15 protein-coding genes and 1 tRNA gene are annotated in these 19,470 nt (G+C 70.4%); 6 read left to right on the top strand and 10 right to left on the bottom strand.

Features of this window, described 5'->3' with window-relative positions; genetic code table 11:
* Positions 1-14: 14 nt before the first annotated feature.
* From OHA05_RS14790 to OHA05_RS14760, 7 genes are all read right to left on the bottom strand, one after another.
* The gene (locus OHA05_RS14790) at positions 15-959 is read right to left on the bottom strand and encodes a helix-turn-helix domain-containing protein (RefSeq protein ID WP_328860825.1); all 945 of its coding nucleotides are present in this window, start codon (positions 957-959) and stop codon (positions 15-17) included.
* Between the two features lie 370 nt (positions 960-1,329).
* Positions 1,330-1,923, bottom strand: a complete 594-nt coding sequence (gene pth, locus OHA05_RS14785) for an aminoacyl-tRNA hydrolase (protein ID WP_328860824.1) — start codon at positions 1,921-1,923, stop codon at positions 1,330-1,332.
* 132 nt (positions 1,924-2,055) lie between these two features.
* Positions 2,056-2,652 (bottom strand): 50S ribosomal protein L25/general stress protein Ctc, encoded by a 597-nt coding sequence (locus tag OHA05_RS14780; protein ID WP_313945856.1) that lies wholly within the window; start codon positions 2,650-2,652, stop codon positions 2,056-2,058.
* Between the two features lie 240 nt (positions 2,653-2,892).
* A complete protein-coding gene (locus OHA05_RS14775) occupies positions 2,893-3,870 on the bottom strand; it encodes a ribose-phosphate diphosphokinase (RefSeq protein WP_313945857.1) in 978 nt (325 codons plus the stop codon).
* Positions 3,871-3,979: 109 nt separating this feature from the next.
* Complete coding sequence (gene glmU / locus OHA05_RS14770; protein WP_313945858.1) at positions 3,980-5,425, bottom strand: bifunctional UDP-N-acetylglucosamine diphosphorylase/glucosamine-1-phosphate N-acetyltransferase GlmU; 1,446 nt, start codon at positions 5,423-5,425, stop codon at positions 3,980-3,982.
* A gap of 103 nt (positions 5,426-5,528) precedes the next feature.
* A tRNA-Gln gene (locus OHA05_RS14765) sits at positions 5,529-5,600 on the bottom strand.
* 27 nt (positions 5,601-5,627) lie between these two features.
* On the bottom strand, positions 5,628-6,485 hold the full coding sequence (locus OHA05_RS14760; protein ID WP_328860823.1) for a hypothetical protein: 858 nt from the start codon (positions 6,483-6,485) through the stop codon (positions 5,628-5,630).
* A 154-nt stretch (positions 6,486-6,639) separates the two neighbouring features.
* Here OHA05_RS14760 and OHA05_RS14755 point away from each other — a divergent pair, with 154 nt between their 5' ends.
* Positions 6,640-7,995, top strand: a complete 1,356-nt coding sequence (locus tag OHA05_RS14755) for a sensor histidine kinase (protein ID WP_328860822.1) — start codon at positions 6,640-6,642, stop codon at positions 7,993-7,995.
* Positions 7,996-8,032: 37 nt separating this feature from the next.
* Here the strand turns inward: OHA05_RS14755 and OHA05_RS14750 are convergent, their stop codons facing one another.
* Together OHA05_RS14750 and OHA05_RS14745 are read right to left on the bottom strand one after the other, a co-directional pair.
* A complete protein-coding gene (locus OHA05_RS14750) occupies positions 8,033-8,524 on the bottom strand; it encodes an SUKH-3 domain-containing protein (RefSeq protein ID WP_328863397.1) in 492 nt (163 codons plus the stop codon).
* A 10-nt stretch (positions 8,525-8,534) separates the two neighbouring features.
* Complete coding sequence (locus tag OHA05_RS14745; RefSeq protein WP_313945861.1) at positions 8,535-9,059, bottom strand: YwqJ-related putative deaminase; 525 nt, start codon at positions 9,057-9,059, stop codon at positions 8,535-8,537.
* Positions 9,060-9,277: 218 nt separating this feature from the next.
* On the opposite strand from OHA05_RS14745, the gene OHA05_RS14740 reads away from it, so the two are divergent.
* The 3 genes from OHA05_RS14740 (at position 9,278) to OHA05_RS14730 (ending at position 14,061) form a co-directional block, all read left to right on the top strand.
* Positions 9,278-10,291, top strand: a complete 1,014-nt coding sequence (locus OHA05_RS14740; RefSeq protein WP_328860821.1) for an SMI1/KNR4 family protein — start codon at positions 9,278-9,280, stop codon at positions 10,289-10,291.
* Between the two features lie 7 nt (positions 10,292-10,298).
* Entirely contained in the window at positions 10,299-13,016 is a 2,718-nt protein-coding gene (locus OHA05_RS14735) for an SUKH-4 family immunity protein (protein ID WP_328860820.1), read from the top strand.
* A gap of 154 nt (positions 13,017-13,170) precedes the next feature.
* Entirely contained in the window at positions 13,171-14,061 is an 891-nt protein-coding gene (locus tag OHA05_RS14730) for a cellulose-binding protein (RefSeq protein WP_328860819.1), read from the top strand.
* A gap of 85 nt (positions 14,062-14,146) precedes the next feature.
* On the opposite strand, the gene OHA05_RS14725 is transcribed toward OHA05_RS14730, so the two are convergent.
* Positions 14,147-15,709, bottom strand: coding sequence for an MFS transporter (locus tag OHA05_RS14725; protein ID WP_328860818.1), 1,563 nt, complete (start codon positions 15,707-15,709; stop codon positions 14,147-14,149).
* A gap of 344 nt (positions 15,710-16,053) precedes the next feature.
* Here OHA05_RS14725 and OHA05_RS14720 point away from each other — a divergent pair, with 344 nt between their 5' ends.
* Together OHA05_RS14720 and OHA05_RS14715 are read left to right on the top strand one after the other, a co-directional pair.
* Positions 16,054-16,842 carry an ABC transporter ATP-binding protein gene (locus OHA05_RS14720; RefSeq protein WP_328860817.1) on the top strand — a complete coding sequence of 263 codons (789 nt, stop codon included), beginning with the start codon at positions 16,054-16,056 and terminating at the stop codon, positions 16,840-16,842.
* Positions 16,839-19,409 (top strand): ABC transporter permease, encoded by a 2,571-nt coding sequence (locus tag OHA05_RS14715; RefSeq protein WP_328860816.1) that lies wholly within the window; start codon positions 16,839-16,841, stop codon positions 19,407-19,409. Before OHA05_RS14720 ends, OHA05_RS14715 begins: the two co-directional genes overlap by 4 nt.
* Positions 19,410-19,470: the final 61 nt, after the last annotated feature.

Below are 19,470 nucleotides of genomic sequence, written 5' to 3'. Positions count from 1 at the left end.
CGTGACAGGGATCGTCAGGCGGCGGCCCGCGTGTCGGTACGACATCCCCGGCAGCACCCCGGCACGGGCGCGCGGAAGGCGCGGTCGCAGCGGTCGCAGTTCTGGAGCGGGTCCCTGGCCATGGCGCCCGGTGGCGCGGCAGGGAGCGGCGGTGGCAGGAGCACCGTGAGACGGTGCGCGAGGAGCCCCGCCGGATGTCTCAGAGGCTCGGGCAGGTCGGCAGCGAGGGTGCGGCGTAAGTCGTCGGGGTGAGTGTCGCGTTCGAGCCAGGCGGCGACGGCGGGCGCCAGGCTGCTGATGTCGCGCTCGGCCAGAAGCAGCCGGGGCTCGTCCCTGCGGAGCCCGGCGAGGAGGTCGGTGGCAACGCGCTGCCGCTCCAGGTCGGGGACCTGCGGCTGGGGGAGCAGCGGGGGCGGAGGTGCCGGTGTTCCGGTCCGGGGCCGCGGTGGGGGGGTGAGCGGTGCGTCGGGCCGCGTGGGCGGCTGTGCCGGCGCGGGCGCAGGGGACGGCTTCGGGGCGGGCAGCGGCAGAGCCGCCACGGCCGGACGGCCGGGCGCGACCTGTGGCTCGGGCTTCCCAGAGGGCTTCGGCACGGCGCTCGGCCGGTTGTACGAGATCGTGCGCGTGACGACCTTGCCGCCGGGCACCCGCTCCCGCCTGCGCTCCAGGTAGGCGTGCTCCTCCAGTTCGCGCAGCGCGGCGGCGATACGCTCCTCGCTCTCCGGGAACCGTTCGGCGAGTACCTGGATGCCGATCTTGGCCCCGTCGGGCAGCGACTGGAAGTGGACGGCGAGCCCGATCGCGGTGAGGGACAACTCACCGTGCTGAGCAAGGTGGTTGCCGACGATCGTGAAGCGGCTGGTGTGGACCGCGTTGACGTGGATCACGCCGAAGGCGGTGACGCGTCCGGGAACGCGGGACGAGGCGCGCGAGGGCGCGCTAACCTGCTGGGTATCCATCGGGAAGGGCCTAACTTCCTCGGTGGTCAGGCCCTCGATCGGGATTGCGAGTCCCGGCCGGGGGCCGTCGCATGTCTGGGTTGTCGCGGCGAGCATATGCCCGCCAACCCGCCCGGAATCCAGCCCGATGGGCCAACCTCACCCGTGAGAGTGACGTGCGGTCGGGTGGGTAGGGAAGGTGCTTTCCCTGGTTCTTCCAGCATTTGGCGTCGCGGGGCACCGCGTCGCGAACAGCCGGGTCGCACGAACCCGCGACCCGGTGCGACCAGCCACGGTGCGAGGCGGAGTTCGGCGCCAACGGGCTAGCGGGGCACGGGACGGACGGGGGCATGGCGCCCGTGCACCCGGGCCGCCGACGTCGGCCCCGCTCCTACGCGTTGTACGTACTCTGGGCCCGCGCCAGGCCCTCCGTCACCAGACACTCCACCGAGTCCGCCGCCCGGTCCACGAAGTAGCCCAGCTCCTTGCGCTCCACCGACGAGAAGTCCTTCAGCACGAAATCCGCCACCTGCATACGACCCGGCGGACGGCCGATCCCGAAACGCACCCGGTGATAGTCCGGGCCCATCGCCTTCGTCATCGACTTCAGACCGTTGTGGCCGTTGTCCCCGCCACCCAGCTTCAGCCGCAGCATCCCGTAGTCGATGTCCAGCTCGTCATGGATCGCCACGATGTTCGCCGTCGGCACCTTGTAGAAATCCCGCAGCGCCGTCACCGGACCGCCCGACAGATTCATGTACGACAGCGGCTTCGCCAGCACCACCCGCCGCCCCATCGGACCCGGCGGTCCCACCCGGCCCTCAAGGACCTGCGCCTGCGCCTTCTGCGCCCGCTTGAAACTGCCGCCGATACGCTCCGCGAGCAGATCGGCCACCATGAAACCGACATTGTGACGATTGGCGGCATACCCGGGACCCGGGTTGCCGAGGCCCACGACGAGCCACGGGGCGTTCGCGTCCGACATCTGCGCTGCGTCTCCTCGTATGACCAACAGCTCGCGCCGCGTACGGCCGGCACAACTGCCGCGGCACGACCTACAGACAGGGAAACGGGGTGGCGGGCCAGGCCCGCCACCCCGTCACACAGAGCCTACGGCTCAGACCTCGGCCGACTCGTCGCCCTCGGCGGCCTCTTCCTCGCCCGACGGCTCCTCGGCCTGCGCGGCCAGGATCTGGAGCACGACGGTGTCGTCCTCGACAGCCAGCGTCGTGCCCTTCGGCAGCGCGATGTCCTTCGCCAGGATGGCGGCACCGGCCTCCAGGCCCTCGATGGACACCGTGACCGACTCGGGGATGTGCGTGGCCTCGGCCTCGACGGGCAGCGCGTTCAGCACGTGCTCGAGGAGGAAGGCACCCGGGGCGAGCTCGCCCTCGGTGTGCACGGGGATCTCGACCGTGACCTTCTCGCCGCGCTTCACGAGCAGCAGGTCGACGTGCTCGATGAAGCCCTTCAGCGGGTCACGCTGGACGGCCTTCGGGATCGCGAGCTCGTTCTTGCCCTCGATGTCCAGGGCGATCAGGACGTTCGGCGTACGCAGGGCGAGCAGCAGCTCGTGGCCCGGAAGCGTGATGTGGACCGGGTCGGTGCCGTGGCCGTAAAGGACACCCGGAACCCGGTTGTCACGGCGGACGCGGCGGGCGGCACCCTTGCCGAACTCCGTACGGGTCGCGGCGGCGAGCTTCACCTCGGACATGTGCACTCCTCGTCAAGGCAGACATTGTGGTGGTCACCCGGCCACGACAGGCCTGCTACGAAGAGCGCGTCGATAACGGACAGCCGCACCGAAAGTGCGGCCTCCCTCGCCGAGCAACTTCGACAGTCTACGCAACACCGCCCCTCCCACCCAATCGATCATCGGGGACCGGTACGCGGGCATGCGAAAGGGCCGCACCCACCACGGGGTGCGGCCCTCTTGGCGACTACCGGCAGACCGTCAGGCCTGCTCCTCGAAGAGGCTCGTCACCGAACCGTCCTCGAACACCTCACGCACCGCACGCGCGATCGTCGGCGCGATCGACAGCACCTTGATCTTGTCGAGTTCCAGCTCACCCGGCGTCGGCAGCGTGTTCGTCAGGACGAACTCACTGACCTTCGAGTTCTTCAGACGGTCGGCCGCCGGACCCGACAGGATGCCGTGCGTCGCCGTGACGATGACGTCCTCCGCACCGTGCGCGAACAGCGCGTCCGCCGCGGCGCAGATCGTGCCACCCGTGTCGATCATGTCGTCCACCAGCACACAGACCCGGCCCTCGACCTCACCGACGACCTCGTGCACCGTCACCTGGTTCGCGACGTCCTTGTCACGGCGCTTGTGCACGATCGCCAGCGGCGCGTCCAGACGGTCGCACCAGCGGTCGGCGACCCGAACCCGGCCCGCGTCCGGGGAGACGACCGTCAGCTTGTTGCGGTCGACCTTCGCACCCACGTAGTCCGCCAGCACCGGCAGCGCCGACAGATGATCCACCGGGCCGTCGAAGAAGCCCTGGATCTGGTCGGTGTGCAGGTCCACCGTGAGGATGCGGTGCGCACCCGCGGTCTTCAGAAGGTCGGCGACCAGACGGGCCGAGATGGGCTCACGGCCACGGTGCTTCTTGTCCTGACGGGCATAGCCGTACGACGGAATGATCACGGTGATGCTCCGGGCCGAGGCCCGCTTCAGCGCATCGATCATGATCAGCTGTTCCATGATCCACTTGTTGATGGGAGCCGTGTGGCTCTGCATCAGGAAGCAGTCCGCTCCACGGGCCGACTCCTGGAAACGGACGTAGATCTCACCGTTCGCGAAGTCGAAGGCCTTCGTCGGCACGAGGCCCACACCCAACTGGTGCGCAACCTCCTCGGCCAGCTCGGGGTGGGCGCGGCCGGAGAAGAGCATCAGCTTCTTCTCGCCGGTCGTCTTGATCCCGGTCACAGCACTGTCTCCTCAGACGTGTTCTCTGGCCGCGAAGACACGAAGCGCGAGCCAGCCGAATTTGTGTGCACGTATCACCGTACGCCGAGTCCGACGCACCTGTTTCCGGTCAGTTCCCGTCGGCGACCTGCTCCGTTGCCGCCGCGGCCGCCTGCGCGGCAGCACTTCCGGGACGCTTTCGAGCCACCCAGCCCTCGATATTCCGCTGCTGGCCGCGGGCGACGGCCAGCGAACCCGCCGGCACGTCCTTCGTGATGACCGACCCCGCAGCGGTGTACGCGCCGTCCCCGACCGTGACAGGAGCCACAAACATGTTGTCCGAACCCGTCTTGCAGTGCGAACCGATCGTCGTGTGGTGCTTCGCCTCGCCGTCGTAGTTCACGAACACACTCGCCGCACCGATGTTCGAGTACTCGCCGATCGTCGCATCGCCCACGTACGACAGATGCGGAACCTTCGTCCCCTCACCGATCGTCGCGTTCTTCATCTCCACGTACGTACCCGCCTTGGCCTTCGTACCGAGCCGGCTACCGGGACGCAGATACGCGTACGGACCCACCGAAGCGCCCTCGCCGATCTCCGCCGAGACCGCGACCGCGTTGTCCACGCGCGCGTTCCGGCCGACGACCGTGTCCGTCAGACGCGAATTCGGGCCCACCTCGGCACCCTCGGCCAGATGCGTGGCCCCCAGCAGCTGCGTACCGGGATGAATGACCGCGTCCGGCTCGAACGTGGCGGTCACATCGATCAGCACCGACCCCGGATCGACGACCGTCACACCCGCCAGCATCGCCCGCTCCAGCAGGCGCTCGTTCAGCAGCCGGCGCGCCTCGGCCAGCTGCACCCGGTTGTTGATCCCGAGGATCTCGCGATGATCGCCGGCGACCGACGCACCCACCCGGTGACCGGCCTCGCGCAGGATGCCGAGCACATCGGTGAGGTACTCCTCGCCCTGGCTGTTGTCCGTACGCACCTTGCCCAGAGCATCCGCGAGCAGCTGCCCGTCGAAGGCGAACACACCGGAATTGATCTCCCGGATCGCGCGCTGCTCGTCGGTGGCGTCCTTGTGCTCGACGATCCCGGTCACGGCGCCGGTGCCGTCGCGGACGATCCGGCCGTAGCCGGTCGAGTCCGGGACCTCGGCGGTCAGCACGGTCACGGCGTTGCCGTCGGCGGAGTGCGTGGAGGCGAGGGCGGTCAGCGTCTCGCCGGAGAGAAGGGGAGTGTCGCCGCAGACGACGACCACGGTCCCGTCGATGCCCTGCCCGAGCTCCTCGAGCGCCATCCGGACGGCGTGCCCGGTGCCGTTCTGCTCGGCCTGGAATGCGGTGCGGGTACCGGCGTACGTCTCGGTGAGATGGCCCTTGACCTGCTCACTCGCGTGGCCGACCACCACGACGAGGTGCTCGGGGTCCAGCTCACGCGCGGCGGAGACGACGTGACCGACGAGCGAACGCCCGCAGATTTCGTGCAGGACCTTGGGGGTCTTCGACTTCATGCGGGTGCCCTCACCCGCTGCGAGGACGACGACGGCTGCCGGGCGGTTGGCGCTCACGGGAATGCCCTTCGGCTTCGGGTGGTGGACATCCGAAGGATACCGGGGGGTTTCGGGGGTGAAATGAGGGCGGGTCCTGACGGTGAACGTCAGACCCGAAGTGCTCCCCTGCCAGGACTTGAACCCGGACATAAGGCACCAAAAGCCTCAGTGCTGCCAATTACACCACAGGGGATGAAACCCGACTAAACCGGACATTCGGTCAGGTCGCCGGATCTGCACCAAACACTATGCCGTACCAGGCGCCCTCCATGCGACGGTACAGATCAGCGCTCTGCGTGACGTACACGACCAGGCAGCCCCTGTAGGCCTCGCCGACGTTTTTCCGGGTTGTCCGGGGATTGTGCTTCTTCAGGGTGGCTCGTTGAAAGGTGGAGGCATCGACGCCTGCCATGTCTGCCCAGAATCGTTCGGCCTCGGCGACATCGGCCGACTCGTGGATGCTGACCCGGAAGCGCATGCGGTCCCGCGGGACGTCGAGAAGTTCGAGCCAGCGGAGGTAGACCCTGATCACGTTGGGGTCGCTGTTGATGAACTGAAGGACTTCGCATCTGCGGTACGGCTTGTCCTTGGCGCCTTCGGCCCAGTACAGGGTCACGCCGGCGATGAACAGCTCCCGGTCGGAGAGGCGTCCGATGGCGTCGTGGGCCGAGCGCTTCGTCCTCTGTCGTTGCGCCTCCTGGGCTTCACGCAGGTGGGCCAGGCCGGAGTTCATGAGTGCCATGCGCTCCTCGTCCGTGTACCGCGGTTTCGGCTTCGGCAGATCCCGCACCCACAGCGAGATCGAACTCTTCGAGCACCCCAGCTCCAACTGGATCGCGTCGTATGTCATGCCCTTCAGGCGCAGCTCCCGCGCCCGTGCCCGCAGGTCGTCCTTCGCGTTCGGGCGCTTCGTCCACTCCGGTGGGGGCTCTCCCTCGAGGAGGCGGTTGAGGATGTCGTTGTTGTGGATGTGGAGCCGGTCGCGGATCTGGCGGCGGCTGAGGCCCTCCCGGCGCAGGGTGAGGGCCTGTTCGCGGAGGGTTTCGAAGTCGGCGTACCTGCCGGGTGATTCCGTCATGCGGCGAGCGTCGTCCGGAATGCGGACGTCCGGGTCGAAACTCTGGCCGATTCACCAGTTCGAGCGGTTCTGGTGCATTCCGTGCCAGGGGCGACTCGCCCGCGCTCCGATACTCCCGAGAAAATGACGTACACCCGCCCGTAGGCTGGAAGACATGACCACAACGGGGGCACACCAGGACGGCACGGGCACGACCGCCCGTACCTGGCTGTGGTGGGGACGGCGGCGGAGTGTCGCGCTGGACGTGGGGCTCGGGCTGTTCTCCGCCCTGGAATGCGCGCTGGAGGGTGTGGGGTTCGCGGAGCAGGCCGCCATCCCGGTGCCGATCGGGGTGCTGTTCGGGCTGGTCGTCGGATCCGTGCTGGTGCTGCGGCGGCGCTGGCCGATCGCCGTCGTGCTGGTGTCGATCGCGATCACGCCGGCCGAGATGGGCTATCTCATGGGTGTCGTCGGGCTGTACACGCTCGCCGCGTCCGAGGTTCCGCGCCGTATCACCGCGCTGCTGGCCAGCATGTCGCTGACGGCGACGCTCATCGTGACGTTCGTGCGGGTCCGTCAGGACGTGCAGTCCGCGGGCTTCGATCCGGAGCCGGGGGCCTGGTACGTACCGACGATGGCCGGCTTCATGTCGGTGGGGCTGACCGCCCCGCCGGTGCTCTTCGGGCTCTACATAGGTGCCCGGCGCCGGCTGATGGAGAGCCTGCGGGAGCGCGCCGACAGTCTGGAGCAGGAGCTGTCGCTGCTGGCGGACCGGGCGGAGCAGCGGGCGCAGTGGGCGCGGACGGAGGAGCGGACCCGGATCGCGCGCGAGATGCACGACGTGGTGGCGCACCGGGTGAGTCTGATGGTGGTGCATTCCGCGGCGTTGCAGGCGGTGGCGTTGAAGGATCCGCAGAAGGCGGTGAAGAACGCGGCGCTGGTGGGGGACATGGGCCGGCAGGCGCTGACGGAGTTGCGCGAGATGCTGGGTGTGCTGCGGGCGGGGGACGACGGGCAGCGGCGGGTGGCTCCGGTGCCGTTGGCGGCGGTGGCCGCGGCTGCCGCGGCGGCGGCCGAGGCGGCTGCGGAGGACGGGCCGTGCATCGCCGATGTCGAGGATCTGGTGGGTCAGTCGCGGCAGGCGGGGATGGTGGTGGAGCTCGCGGTGCAGGGTGAAGTGCGGGTGTATGCGCCGGAGGTGGAGCAGACCGCCTATCGCGTGGTCCAGGAGGCGCTGACGAATGTGCACAAGCATGCGGCGGGGTCGAAGGTGATGGTGCGGCTCGCGCACCGTGACGCCGAGGTGGCCATGCAGGTGGAGAACGGTGCGCCGGATGCTGCCGGTGAGGCGGGGGTCGCGCGGCTGCCGAGCGGGGGAAACGGTCTGGTGGGGATGCGGGAGCGGGTGCTGGCGTTGGGCGGGGTGTTCGTGTCGGGGCCGACGGACTCGGGGGGTTTCCGGGTGTCCGCGGTGTTGCCCGACCGGGATCCGTCGGCGGGTCAGGAGCTTCCGGCGTCGGTGAGTCTCTGACGTCCGGCGGGCGCCGGCGTTCTGCGGCGGAGGCGGGTCAGCCGAGGGTGAGCCGCGTGGGCTGGACGCCGTTGACGAGGGTGGCGAGTGCCTGGTCGATGTCGGGTCCGAGGTACCAGTCGCCGGTGTGGTCGAGGCTGTAGACGCGTCCCTCGCTGTCGATGGCGAGGACGGCCTGCTGGTCCCCTTCCATGCCGAGTGGTGAGACCTCGGTGTCGAGGGCGCGTCCGAGGTCGGCGAAGGTGCGGGCGAGGTGGAGTCCGGCGAGCGGGTCGATGTGCAGGGTTGTCGGCGCGGTCTGCCGGCCGGGGCCGGATGCGGTGACGTGCAGTCCGCCGAATTCCGCCCAGGCTTCGACGGCCGCGGGGAAGACGGTGTGCCGGTGGCCGGCGGGTGAGGCGTGGGAGCGCAGGGTGTCGGCCCAGTGTTCGGCGAGTTTGATGTCCCAGCGGCCGGGCTGCCAGCCCGCGTCGCGCAGGGCGGCGTCGACGGCCACCGGGAACCGGGTGGTGCTGAGGTGGTCGGGCATCAGTGCTGGTTCAGCCATTCTCGGAGGTGCCGGCGGCGGTCGGATCCACTGCCCGGACACCGAAGTGGTCGAGCATCGCCGTACAGGAACGGCAGGGCGGCGCGTAGCTGCCGTGCAGCGGGTCGCCGTCCTCGCGGATCCTACGTGCCGTCAACTTCCCCTGTTTGAGGGCGCGTTTGGCCTCGCTGTGGGTGAGGGGTTTTCGCTGGGCCCGCTTGGAGCGCTGGTTCTCGGCGGCGGTGAGGTGCCGGGAGAGCAGGATGGCTTCGGGGCAGCGGCCGGTGAAGCGTTCGCGCTGGCCACTCGTGAGGGTGTCGAGGAAGTCCTGTACGAGTGGGTGGAGTACGGGTGGCTGATCACCCTTTCCGGCGGTGCTGGTGAGGGTTTCGCCGCGTACGGAGAGTGCTGCCGCGACGGCGGGCAGGATGCCGTCGCGCCGGTGGTTCAGTGCGGGCGTGCGGGCTGTTTCCGTGCTGCTCCAGCTGAGACGAGGATCACCTGACGTGTCTGACGTACGTGGTTGCGCTGTGTGCATGGTGCTGTAGTCCCCTCCCGTGCACTCCCCCGAGTTGCGGGACAGCCTGCCAAATGGGCGCTTGGGTGGGGAAGCGGGGGCACTGAAACGTGTCGGTCCGTCGTCGTTCGGTCACTCGGTTGTGACAGTTGGTGACGGAACCGGAGGGCCGGTACTGCCTATTGCAGCACCGCATAGTCTGTCCTGAACGAGTCAGAAGCAGCAGGGGGCAGATCGCCATGACGACAGGTCGGCAAGGGCTGGGAGCACCTCCCGGCCCCCGGGCCGGGGGACACGTCGCGCCACCGAATGCGGCCTACGCCGGTCAGGTCGTGAACTTCCCGGACCCGGTTCGGGCTTCGCGCCACCCTCGGGGTGTGCGGGTGGACGAGAACGGATTTCCGGTGTTCTCGCCGTATGCGCGTGCCGCCGCGGAGATCGCGGAGCCGCCGGAGGGCTTCGGTGTCGATGAGCTGCGGCTGACCGACTATGTGTCGGCGAACGCGGCGCTGCACGCGGACGGCCATGAGCTGTGGGACACGATTCCCGCGGTGGCGACTCCGCACGGCTGGACGTGGCACCACGTGGCGGGGACGCGCCGGCTGGAGCTGGTGCCGGTCGAGGTGAAGGCGCTGCTGCGGCACCACGGCGGGCTGGCGACGACGGCGGTCGACGGGGACAAGCGGGGTACGCGCCCGTTGCAGGAGACCCGGCCGGCGCACTTCGGGCTGCCGAAGGCTTCGGTGTCGGTGTCCGAGCAGCAGTTGCTGGGCGTGGAAGAGGATCTGGGCTACCGGTTGCCTGGCGCGTACCGCTCCTTTCTGAAGGCGGCGGGCGGCTGTGCGCCGGTGGGTGCGGCGCTCGACGCGGAGCTGGGGCTGCTGGTGGACCAGCCGTTCTTCACGGTGCGCGACGAGGCGGCGGTCAATGATCTGGTGTACGTCAACAAGTGCCTGCGGGACCATCTGACGAAGGACTTCCTGGGTGTGGCGTTCGTCCAGGGCGGGATTCTGGCGGTGAAGGTCAGGGGCTCGGGTGTCGGTTCGGTGTGGTTCTGTGCCTATGACGACGCGCGTGACCAGGACGGGTGGAATGTCCAGGAGCGCGTGGACCGGCTGTTGTTGCCGTGCGGCGAGGATTTCGACGCCTTCCTGCAGCGGCTGGCGGGCAATCCGCCGGAGCTGGAGACCGTGGCGAATCTGATGGTGGACGGCGGCTTCGCGCGTGCCGTCCCCGTTGCGGACGAGGGGTGACGCTCCGATGGTGACTTTTGCGCAGGCGCAGGAGCGCGCGGAAGAGTGGGTCAACGGCGATGTGCCCGGTTACCAGCACCGCGAGGTGCGGGTGCGGGAGTTCGAGCTCGGGTTCGTGGTGTGGGCGGAGGATCGCGAGGGCGGTGCCCGCTCGGACGGCGGCCGGCAGCGGCTCGTGATCGCGCGGGACAGTGGCGAGGCAACCCTGTGGCCCGGGCTGCCGGTGGGTGAGGTGATCCGCCGGTACGAGGAGGAGTACGGGATCCAGGACGCGCCGGCCGTGGTGCCCGAGCAGCCGCAGAGGATCGATCTGCATCAGACGTCGTTCCTGCTGAGTCCGCCGGAGTGGTTGCAGGACGCGGCGGACAAGCTGGGGATTCCCGACCGGCGGCCGTCGGCGGACGAGCCGGCTGCGCCTGCGCCTGCGGCTTCTGCGCCTGCGGATGCTGTCCCGCCGGCGCCGGCGGCTCCTTCGGCACCGGTGGCTCCGGCAGCTGCCGGTACGCCGTCGGCCGGGTCCGACTGGTCTTTGGCGGACGCTTCTTCGGGGTCGGGTGGGGCCAACGCGTCACAGGCGGGCGGGAGTTCGTCGCTCGGTGGTTCGTCCTGGCCGGAGGCCGGGTCCTCGGGCGCAGATGCGTCGCGGGGTGGGTCGGTGTGGCCGAGCGCGGGTTCGGACGGCGACGAGCCGGCCGCCGGGGACGGTGCGCCGTCGTCGCGGACGGGTGGTACGCCGTGGACGGACACGAGTGCCGCGGGCGGTGACGACGCGTCCGTGCCGCTTCCGGCGACGGTGTTCGCGCCGCCGCTCTCCGGCCGTGACGACGACGACACTCCGCCGCCGGTGGTGGGCGCGGATGCGCCGACCGCGCTGATGTCCGGGGGCAGCCGGCTGCCGCGGACTGCGGTGGCGCCTGCGGTGGGCGAGCCGCAGCAGGGCGCCGCCGACATAGCGGACGCGGCGACGAGCAAGGCGCAGGCTCCGCCGCGGGGGGCACGTTCTCCCCGCGGAGGAGGGTCGACGACTCCGCCGCCGCCCGGCGCGCCCGGTACTCCGGGTGCGCGGCCGGGTGCGACGCCGCCGCCGTCGGGGCCGGGTGCTCCCGGTGCGCCGGCGGGCGGGTATCTGCCGACGCAGCTCGTCTCGCAGGCGGGTCCGCAGGGACCGCAGCCTCCCGGTCCGCCGGGTGCTCCGGGTGCTCCGCAGCCCCCTGGTCCTCCCGGGCCTCCTGGTCCTCCTGGTTCGACGCCGCCTCCTGGTGGCGGGGTTCATCATGCGGCGACGATGTTCGCCGATCCGGGTCAGGCGGGTCCTGGTGCTCCGCAGCCTCCTGGTCCGCCCGGTGCTCCGGGTGCCCCCGGGGCTCCGCAGCCTCCCGGGCCTCCTGGTCCTCCCGGTTCGACGCCGCCTCCTGGTGGCGGGGTTCATCATGCGGCGACGATGTTCGCCGATCCGGGTCAGGCGGGTCCTGGTGCTCCGCAGCCTCCTGGTCCTCCCGGTGCCCCGGGTGCCCCCGGGGCTCCGCAGCCCCCTGGTCCTCCTGGTCCTCCCGGTTCGACGCCGCCTCCTGGTGGCGGTGTTCACCATGCCGCGACCATGCTGGCCGGTCCCAACCCCATGGGTCCCGGTGCTCCGCAGCCGCCCGGTCCGCCCGGTCCGCCCGGTGCGCCTCCGGGGGCCGTGCCGCCCGGTCCGCCGCAGCAGGGTGGCCGGCCGCCCGCGTACGGCTATCCGCCGCAGCCGCCCGGGCAGCCGACGGTCGGTCCCGGCTACCAGGCGGTGCTGCGCTACCGCGCGCCCGACGGTTCCGAGGCCCAGCTGATCCGCCGCTCCGCGCCCGGTACTCCGCATCCGGAGTGGCAGATCCTGCATGAGCTGCGGGCCATGAACGTGCCGCCGCAGCAGGTGCTGGAGCTGCACACCGAGCTGGAGTCGTGCGAGCTGCCGGGTGGTTACTGCGCCCGGATGATCCGCGAGACCTGGCCGCAGGCGCGGATCACCAACATCGCGCCGTACGGCAGGGATCACGCGAGCCGTCAGCAGGGCATGCAGCAACTGGTCACGCATCAGGGCGAGTTGCATCAGGTCGCGGACGGTCCGGCGCGCCCCGCTCCGGTGCGGATGCCGCTGCCGCCCGTGCAGGCCGTGCCTCCGGTCCCGCCGCAGGCGATCGCGCAGGAGCTGGTGGCGGCCTTCGGGCCGCAGGGCATCTGCCGGTTCGACCAGCGGGCCGTGTCGCGTCAGGGCGTGCCGGAGGTGGTCGGTGCCACGCTGGTGTGGGCCGGTCTGCCGGGTGACTTCAACCCGTTCTTCTGGGCGCAGCCCGCTCAGCCGGTCGTTCCGACGCTGGCCGAGCTCGCGGCGCAGCGTCAGGTGCAGCCCGCGGTGGACGCGGGGTCGTATCTGGTGGTGGGCAGCGACTTCGGCCGGGCGATCTGTGTTCAGTACGGCACGGCGCACATCGTGGCGGTGCCGGTGGAGGCCGGTCCCGGTGGTCAGGCGGTGGCGCCGCAGTTCGTGAACAGCGGGCTGCCGGAGTTCGTGCGCTCGCTGGCGTTGCTGGGCCGGATGTGGCGGCTGCGCTTCGGTCTCAATCCGGAGCAGGCGGGCCGCTGGACGGTCGACTTCCAGGCGCAGCTCGCCGCGCTGGACCCGGCGGCGTTGTCGTCGCCGGAGAGCTGGTGGTCGGTCCTGCTCGAGCAGATGTGGGACGGTCTGCTGTAAGGCCGTTAGTACGACAATTGGGGCGCCCGGTCGGTGGTCGGACCGGGCGCCCCTCTTTGCTTTCTCCCCAGGGAGTGTCGCGTTATGAGCGTTTCGCCCGCATCCATCAGGATATGCGCACAATCGCGTTTTCTGTCGGAGAGGGGCTTGAAGGATGAGCGCTGCATCGGTGTCACCCCACGGCTTCGCCGCCGTCCGTGGCCGGGGCTACCGCATGGAGGAGACCGACGCCTACGTCACCGCCCTGTCGCAGGACCGCGACGACGCCTGGGAGCGTGCCGCGCGGCTGACCGTCCTCGCCAAGGACATGGAGGCGGAGGCGGGCCGGCTGCGTGAGGTCGTCACGACGCTCGTCCCTCAGACGTACGAGACGTTCAGCCGCCGTGCCCAGTACCTCCTTGCGCTGACCGAGGAGGAGGCCGAGGAGGTACGGGCGTCGGCGCGCAACGAGGCGCAGGCGGAGGCGGATGCCGCACAGGCGGAGGCGGAGCGGCTGCGGGACAAGGCACGCGAGGAGGCGGACGGGCTGCGGGCCGACGCCGAGGAGCGCGCCCGGCAGATCCTGCTCGCGGCGCAGGCGGCGGCCGACGAGGCCCGTGCGGAGGCGCGCGGCGAGATGAAGGAGCAGCGCGGCGAGGTGATGGGCGCATGGCGGGAGATGCGCCGCCGTGCGGAGGGCATGCTCGCCGAGCTGGAGGGGGAGCAGGCCGGGCGCTGGGAGACGGTGGAGCGTGAACTCGCCGAGCGTGAGGGGGCGTTCGAGGCTGAGCACGCCGAGCGGACCGCGGTTGCGGAGGCCGCTCTCGTCGAGGCCGAACGCACCTTCGCCCAGGCGGAGGAGTACGCCCGCCACGGCCAGGAGGGCGCGGAGGCGCAGGCCGCCGACCTGCTCGCCCAGGCGCGGATGCAGGAGGAGCGCACGGCGCGCGAGACGGAGCGGATGCTGCGCGAGCACGAGGAGGCACGCGAGGAGATGAACGCGACCATGGCGCACATCCGCAACAGCCTGGCGACGCTGACGGGCCGCGCGGCGGCGGAGGGCTGAGAGACCGCCCCGGGCGAACGGGCGGCATCGGCGCCGCAGCGGAGATCCGGCCCGCGGAACGGGCGCAGCTCGGGGAGTGCCCGGTCTAACTCTTCGGCGCCGGCTGCTCGTTGTCGTCCAGTACGGGAAAGCGCCGGGGGGCTACGAACAGCAGCACCAGCAGCGACAGCCCGGCCGCGACCGCAGCGCCGAGGTAGACATGGTCGACCGCCGCGTCCACCGCCCGGCGCAGTTGGTCCGCCGCGTCGGCAGTGAGGGCCGCGGGGTTCTCCAGGGCGTGCGAGACGGAGTCCAGGTCGCCCGCGCTGCCGAGGCGGGCGGCGAGGACCCCGTTGGCCACGGCGCCGAAGAGTGCGGCGCCCATGCTCTGGCCGACCTGGCGGCAGAAGAGGACGGACGCGGTCGTCGTGCCGCGTTCGGCCCAGCCCACGGTGGACTGGACGCCGACGATCAGGGGGAGTTGGAAGAGCCCGAGCGCCCCGCCGAGCAGCAGCATGAGCAGGGCGGGCTGCCAGGGGGCGCCCGGGTAGGGCAGCAGGGGGAAGGCCGCGAGGATCAGGCCGGCGAGGGTGATGCCGATCATCGCGGTGTGCCGGAAGCCGATGCGGTTGTAGACGTGGTTGGACAGGGCCGCGCTGACGGGCCAGCTCAGGGTCATCACGGACAGCACGAAGCCGGCGGCGATCGGTCCGAGGCCGAGGACGGACTGGGCGTAGGTGGGCAGGAAGACGGTCGGGGCCACCATCAGCAGACCGAGGGCGCCGAGGGCGAGGTTCACGGCGGCGATGGTGCGCCTGCGCCAGACCCAGCCCGGGATGATCGGCTCGGCGGCCCGCCGCTCGACGACGACGGTGACGGCGATGAGGACGGCGCTGCCGCCGAGCAGGGCGAGTGAGGGCGCGGACAGCCAGGGCCAGGCGATGCCGCCCTGGACGAGCGCGGTGAGGAGCAGGACCCCCGCGCCGAAGATGGCGAGCGCGCCGGGCCAGTCGATGCGGGGGCGTGCCGCCGGCCGGGTGCGGGAGGGTTCGCGCAGATGGCGGGCGACCAGCCAGAGGGCGACGGCGCCGACGGGAAGGTTGATCAGGAAGATCCAGCGCCAGTCGGCGTACGAGGCGAGCAGTCCGCCGATCGCGGGGCCGGCCACGGCGGAGACGGCCCACACGGTGGACAGCCGCGCCTGGATCTTCGGCCGTTCCTTCAGGGGGTAGAGGTCGGCGGCGATGGTCTGCACGGTGCCCTGGAGCGCGCCGCCGCCGAGGCCCTGGACGACGCGGAAGGCGATCAGCGCGCCCATGTTCCAGGCGGCCGCGCACAGGACGGAGCCGAGCAGGAAGAGGATGATCCCGGCGATGAGGACGGGCTTGCGGCCGAAGGTGTCGGAGAGCTTCCCGTACACCGGCAGGGTGACGGTGACGGCGAGCAGATAGCCGGAGAAGAGCCAGGAGAAGACGGAGAAGCCGCCGAGGTCGCCGACGATCTGCGGTACGGCGGTGGACACGATGGTGCCGTCCAGCGCGGCGAGCGCCATGCCGAGCATGAGAGCGGCGACCACGGGACCGCGGCCCGTAGGGGCTGCCGTGCCGGCGTCGCCGCCGTTCGTGGGGGAGACGGGTCCTCGCGGTTCCGTCTCCGGTGTCTCCGTCACCGCTGGATCCTTTCCCCCTGCATCTATTTTCCCCACACCTTCTCACTTGAGGCTGACGCTGCGGGAGGGTGCAGCCTGAGCGGGTCGGCCTCCACCCGCGGGTGGAGGCCCCTAGGGGGACCTCCCTACTTGTGGCCAGGGGGCTTTCGTTCCGGGGGACGACGAAGCGGCGGCCGCGCGTCCTTAAGTTGTTCTTACGGCCGCAACCGGGGCCGCACCACCGGGGGGTGGGGAAAACCCCCGGTCGAAGACTGCGCCTCGCACCAGCGCGCCGGAGCGCTTCCGCCGACAGACTCGAACCGCACGCGGCGACACCCTCACCTCACCGACATAGGAGACTTACCGTGACAACGGCTGTGACCATTCCCCCGCACGGGGACACCGGAGGGCGTACGGCCGTCGCCGCGCGTGGACGGCAGGTCGTCAAGGCGTACGGCAGCGGCGAGACCCGCGTCGTCGCACTCGACCAGGTCGATGTGGACATCGCCCGCGGGCAGTACACCGCGATCATGGGCCCCTCGGGCTCCGGCAAGTCCACCCTCATGCACTGCCTGGCCGGGCTCGACACCGTCACCTCGGGGCAGATCTACCTCGACGACACCGAGATCACCGGTCTCAAGGACAAGAAGCTCACGCAGCTGCGCCGGGACCGGATCGGCTTCATCTTCCAGGCCTTCAACCTGCTGCCGACGCTCAACGCCCTGGAGAACATCACGCTCCCCATGGACATCGCGGGCCGCAAGCCGGACGCCGGCTGGCTGAACCGGGTCGTCGAGACGGTGGGCCTGTCCGACCGGCTGAAGCACCGGCCCACCCAGCTCTCCGGCGGTCAGCAGCAACGCGTCGCCGTGGCCAGGGCGCTCGCCGCCCGGCCCGAGATCATCTTCGGTGACGAGCCGACCGGAAACCTCGACTCCCGCGCGGGCGCGGAGGTTCTCAGCTTCCTGCGCCGCTCGGTGGACGAGCTCGGCCAGACCATCGTGATGGTCACCCACGACCCGGTGGCCGCCTCGTACGCGGACCGGGTCCTCTACCTCGCCGACGGCCGGATCGTGGACGAGATGTTCCGTCCCACCGCCGACGCCGTACTCGACCGCATGAAGGACTTCGACGCTCGGGGGCGTACGTCGTGACCGTCTTCAGGACCTCCCTGCGCAACTTCCTCGCGCACAAGGGGCGGATGGCGCTCTCGGCCGTGGCGGTGCTGCTGTCCGTGGCCTTCGTGTCGGGGACGCTGGTGTTCACCGACACCATGAACACCACCTTCGACAAGCTCTTCGCCAGCACCGCCTCCGACGTCACCGTCAGCCCCCAGGGCGCCGATGACGACGACGCACCGCAGACCGGCCGGCCCGAGACGCTGCCCGCGTCCCTCGTCGAGAAGGTCAGGACCGCCGAGGGCGTCAAGTCCGCCGACGGCGGCGTCTCCAGCATGAGCGTCACCGTCGTCAACGCGAAGAACAAGGACGTCGGCGCCACCAACGGCGCCCCGACCATCGCCGGCGGCTGGAGCGACAACGACCTCAAGTCGATGGAGATCACCTCCGGCCACGCGCCGCGCGGACCCACCGAGATGATGGTCGACGCCGACACCGCCGACAAGCACCGTCTGAAGATCGGCGACGAACTGCGCACCATCGCGGTCACCGGCGACTTCAAGGCGAAGATCTCCGGTATCGCCTCCTTCAAGGTGACCAACCCGGGCGCCACGATCGTCTACTTCGACACCGCCACCGCGCAGCGTGAACTCCTTGGCCGCGAAGGCCTGTTCACCGGGATCTCGGTCACGGCGGCCGACGGGGTCAGCGACGAGCAGCTCAAGAAGAACATCGCCGCCACGCTCGACGCCCCCTACAAGCTGCAGACCGCGAAGGAGGCCGCCGACGCGGGCCGTGAGGAGGTCGGCTCCTTCCTCGACGTCATGAAGTACGCGATGCTCGGCTTCGCCGGGATCGCCCTCCTCGTCGGCATCTTCCTGATCGTCAACACCTTCTCGATGCTGGTCGCCCAGCGCACCCGCGAGATCGGTCTGATGCGGGCCATCGGCTCCAGCCGCCGCCAGGTGAACCGCTCCGTCCTGATCGAGGCGCTCTTCCTCGGCATCGTCGGCTCGGTCGCGGGCATCGCGGCCGGTGTCGGCCTCGCCGTCGGACTGATGAAGCTCATGGGCTCCATGGGCATGAACCTGTCCACCGACGATCTGACGGTGAAGGTGACGACCCCGGTCGTCGGCATGGTCCTCGGCATCGTCGTCACCGTCGTCGCCGCCTATGTGCCGGCCCGGCGCGCCGGCAAGGTCTCCCCGATGGCCGCGCTGCGTGACGCCGGAACTCCGGCCGACGGCAGGGCGGGCAAGGTCCGGGCCGCGATCGGACTGCTCCTGACCGGCGCCGGCGCCGCGGCCCTGCTGGTCGCGACGCAGGCCGACAAGGCCGCCGAGGGCTCGATGTTCCTCGGCCTCGGTGTGGTCCTCTCGCTCATCGGCTTCGTGGTCGTCGGACCGCTGCTCGCCGGTGTCGTGGTCCGGGTGATCAGCGCGCTCGTGCTGCGGATGTTCGGCCCGGTCGGGCGGATGGCCGAGCGCAACGCGCTGCGCAACCCGCGCCGTACGGGAGCGACCGGTGCCGCCCTGATGATCGGGCTCGCCCTGGTGGCCTGCCTGTCGGTGGTCGGCTCCTCGATGGTCGCCTCCGCGACGGACGAGCTCGACAAGTCGGTCGGCGCGGACTTCATCGTCCAGTCCTCCAACGGCCAGCCGATCGTGCCGCAGGCGCAGAAGGCGCTGGAGAAGACGCCCGGCATCGCGCACGTCACCCAGTACAAGGGTGTCAACGCGAAGATCACCTCGCCCGACGGCAAGACCGTCGACGACGAACTGGTCGCCGCCGACGCCACGTACGCCCAGGACCTGCGCCGCAAGACCGTGGGCGGCGAACTGTCCGCCGCGTACGGCAAGAACGCCATGTCGGTGGGCGACACCTACGCCGAGGAGCACGGCGTGAAGGTGGGCGACACGCTCACCGTCGCCTTCAAGGGCGGCGAGAGCGCGAAGCTGAAGGTCGCGGCCATCACCTCCGACGACGGCAACGTCGACAAGGGCGTGAAGTACACCAGCACGGCCACGGCCGAGCAGTACATCCCGGCCGACAAGCTGCCGAAGAACCTGATCCTGTTCGCCTCCGCCGACGACGGCAAGGAGAAGGAGGCCTACACGGCGCTCAAGTCCTCGCTCGCCGCGTACCCGCAGTACAAGGTGCAGGACCAGACCGACTTCAAGCAGGACCTGAAGGACCAGGTCGGCCAGCTGCTGAACATCGTCTACGGTCTGCTCGCCCTCGCGATCATCGTCGCGGTGCTCGGGGTGGTGAACACCCTGGCGCTCTCGGTGGTCGAGCGGACCCGTGAGATCGGCCTGCTGCGGGCGATCGGTCTCTCCCGGCGTCAGCTGCGCCGCATGATCCGGCTGGAGTCCGTGGTCATCGCCCTCTTCGGTGCGCTGCTCGGCCTCGGTCTGGGCATGGGCTGGGGCACGGCGGCCCAGAAGCTGCTGGCACTGGAGGGCCTGGGGGTCCTGGAGATCCCGTGGCCGACGATCCTGACCGTGTTCGTCGGGTCGGCGTTCGTGGGGCTGTTCGCGGCCCTGGTCCCCGCCTTCCGCGCGGGACGGATGAACGTCCTCAACGCCATCGCCACGGAGTAGCACCACGGCCTCCGGGCGCATGGAACGGGGGGCGGCCCCGGGGTGTCCACCGGACACTCCG

This window comes from Streptomyces sp. NBC_00306 (assembly GCF_036169555.1).
GTDB lineage: Bacteria > Actinomycetota > Actinomycetes > Streptomycetales > Streptomycetaceae > Streptomyces > Streptomyces achmelvichensis.
This window is presented reverse-complemented; position numbering and strand designations above follow the sequence as displayed.

What these genes read in the sequence shown, in the direction of transcription:
- OHA05_RS14745 (WP_313945861.1), bottom strand. Translation starts at nt 9,059, where the DNA reads ATGCACACAGCGCAACCACGTACGTCAGACACGTCAGGTGATCCTCGT.
- OHA05_RS14750 (WP_328863397.1), bottom strand. Translation starts at nt 8,524, where the DNA reads ATGCCCGACCACCTCAGCACCACCCGGTTCCCGGTGGCCGTCGACGCC.
- pth (WP_328860824.1), bottom strand. Translation starts at nt 1,923, where the DNA reads ATGTCGGACGCGAACGCCCCGTGGCTCGTCGTGGGCCTCGGCAACCCG.
- OHA05_RS14730 (WP_328860819.1), top strand. Translation starts at nt 13,171, where the DNA reads ATGAGCGCTGCATCGGTGTCACCCCACGGCTTCGCCGCCGTCCGTGGC.
- OHA05_RS14735 (WP_328860820.1), top strand. Translation starts at nt 10,299, where the DNA reads ATGGTGACTTTTGCGCAGGCGCAGGAGCGCGCGGAAGAGTGGGTCAAC.
- OHA05_RS14790 (WP_328860825.1), bottom strand. Translation starts at nt 959, where the DNA reads ATGGATACCCAGCAGGTTAGCGCGCCCTCGCGCGCCTCGTCCCGCGTT.
- OHA05_RS14760 (WP_328860823.1), bottom strand. Translation starts at nt 6,485, where the DNA reads ATGACGGAATCACCCGGCAGGTACGCCGACTTCGAAACCCTCCGCGAA.
- OHA05_RS14740 (WP_328860821.1), top strand. Translation starts at nt 9,278, where the DNA reads ATGACGACAGGTCGGCAAGGGCTGGGAGCACCTCCCGGCCCCCGGGCC.
- OHA05_RS14780 (WP_313945856.1), bottom strand. Translation starts at nt 2,652, where the DNA reads ATGTCCGAGGTGAAGCTCGCCGCCGCGACCCGTACGGAGTTCGGCAAG.
- OHA05_RS14755 (WP_328860822.1), top strand. Translation starts at nt 6,640, where the DNA reads ATGACCACAACGGGGGCACACCAGGACGGCACGGGCACGACCGCCCGT.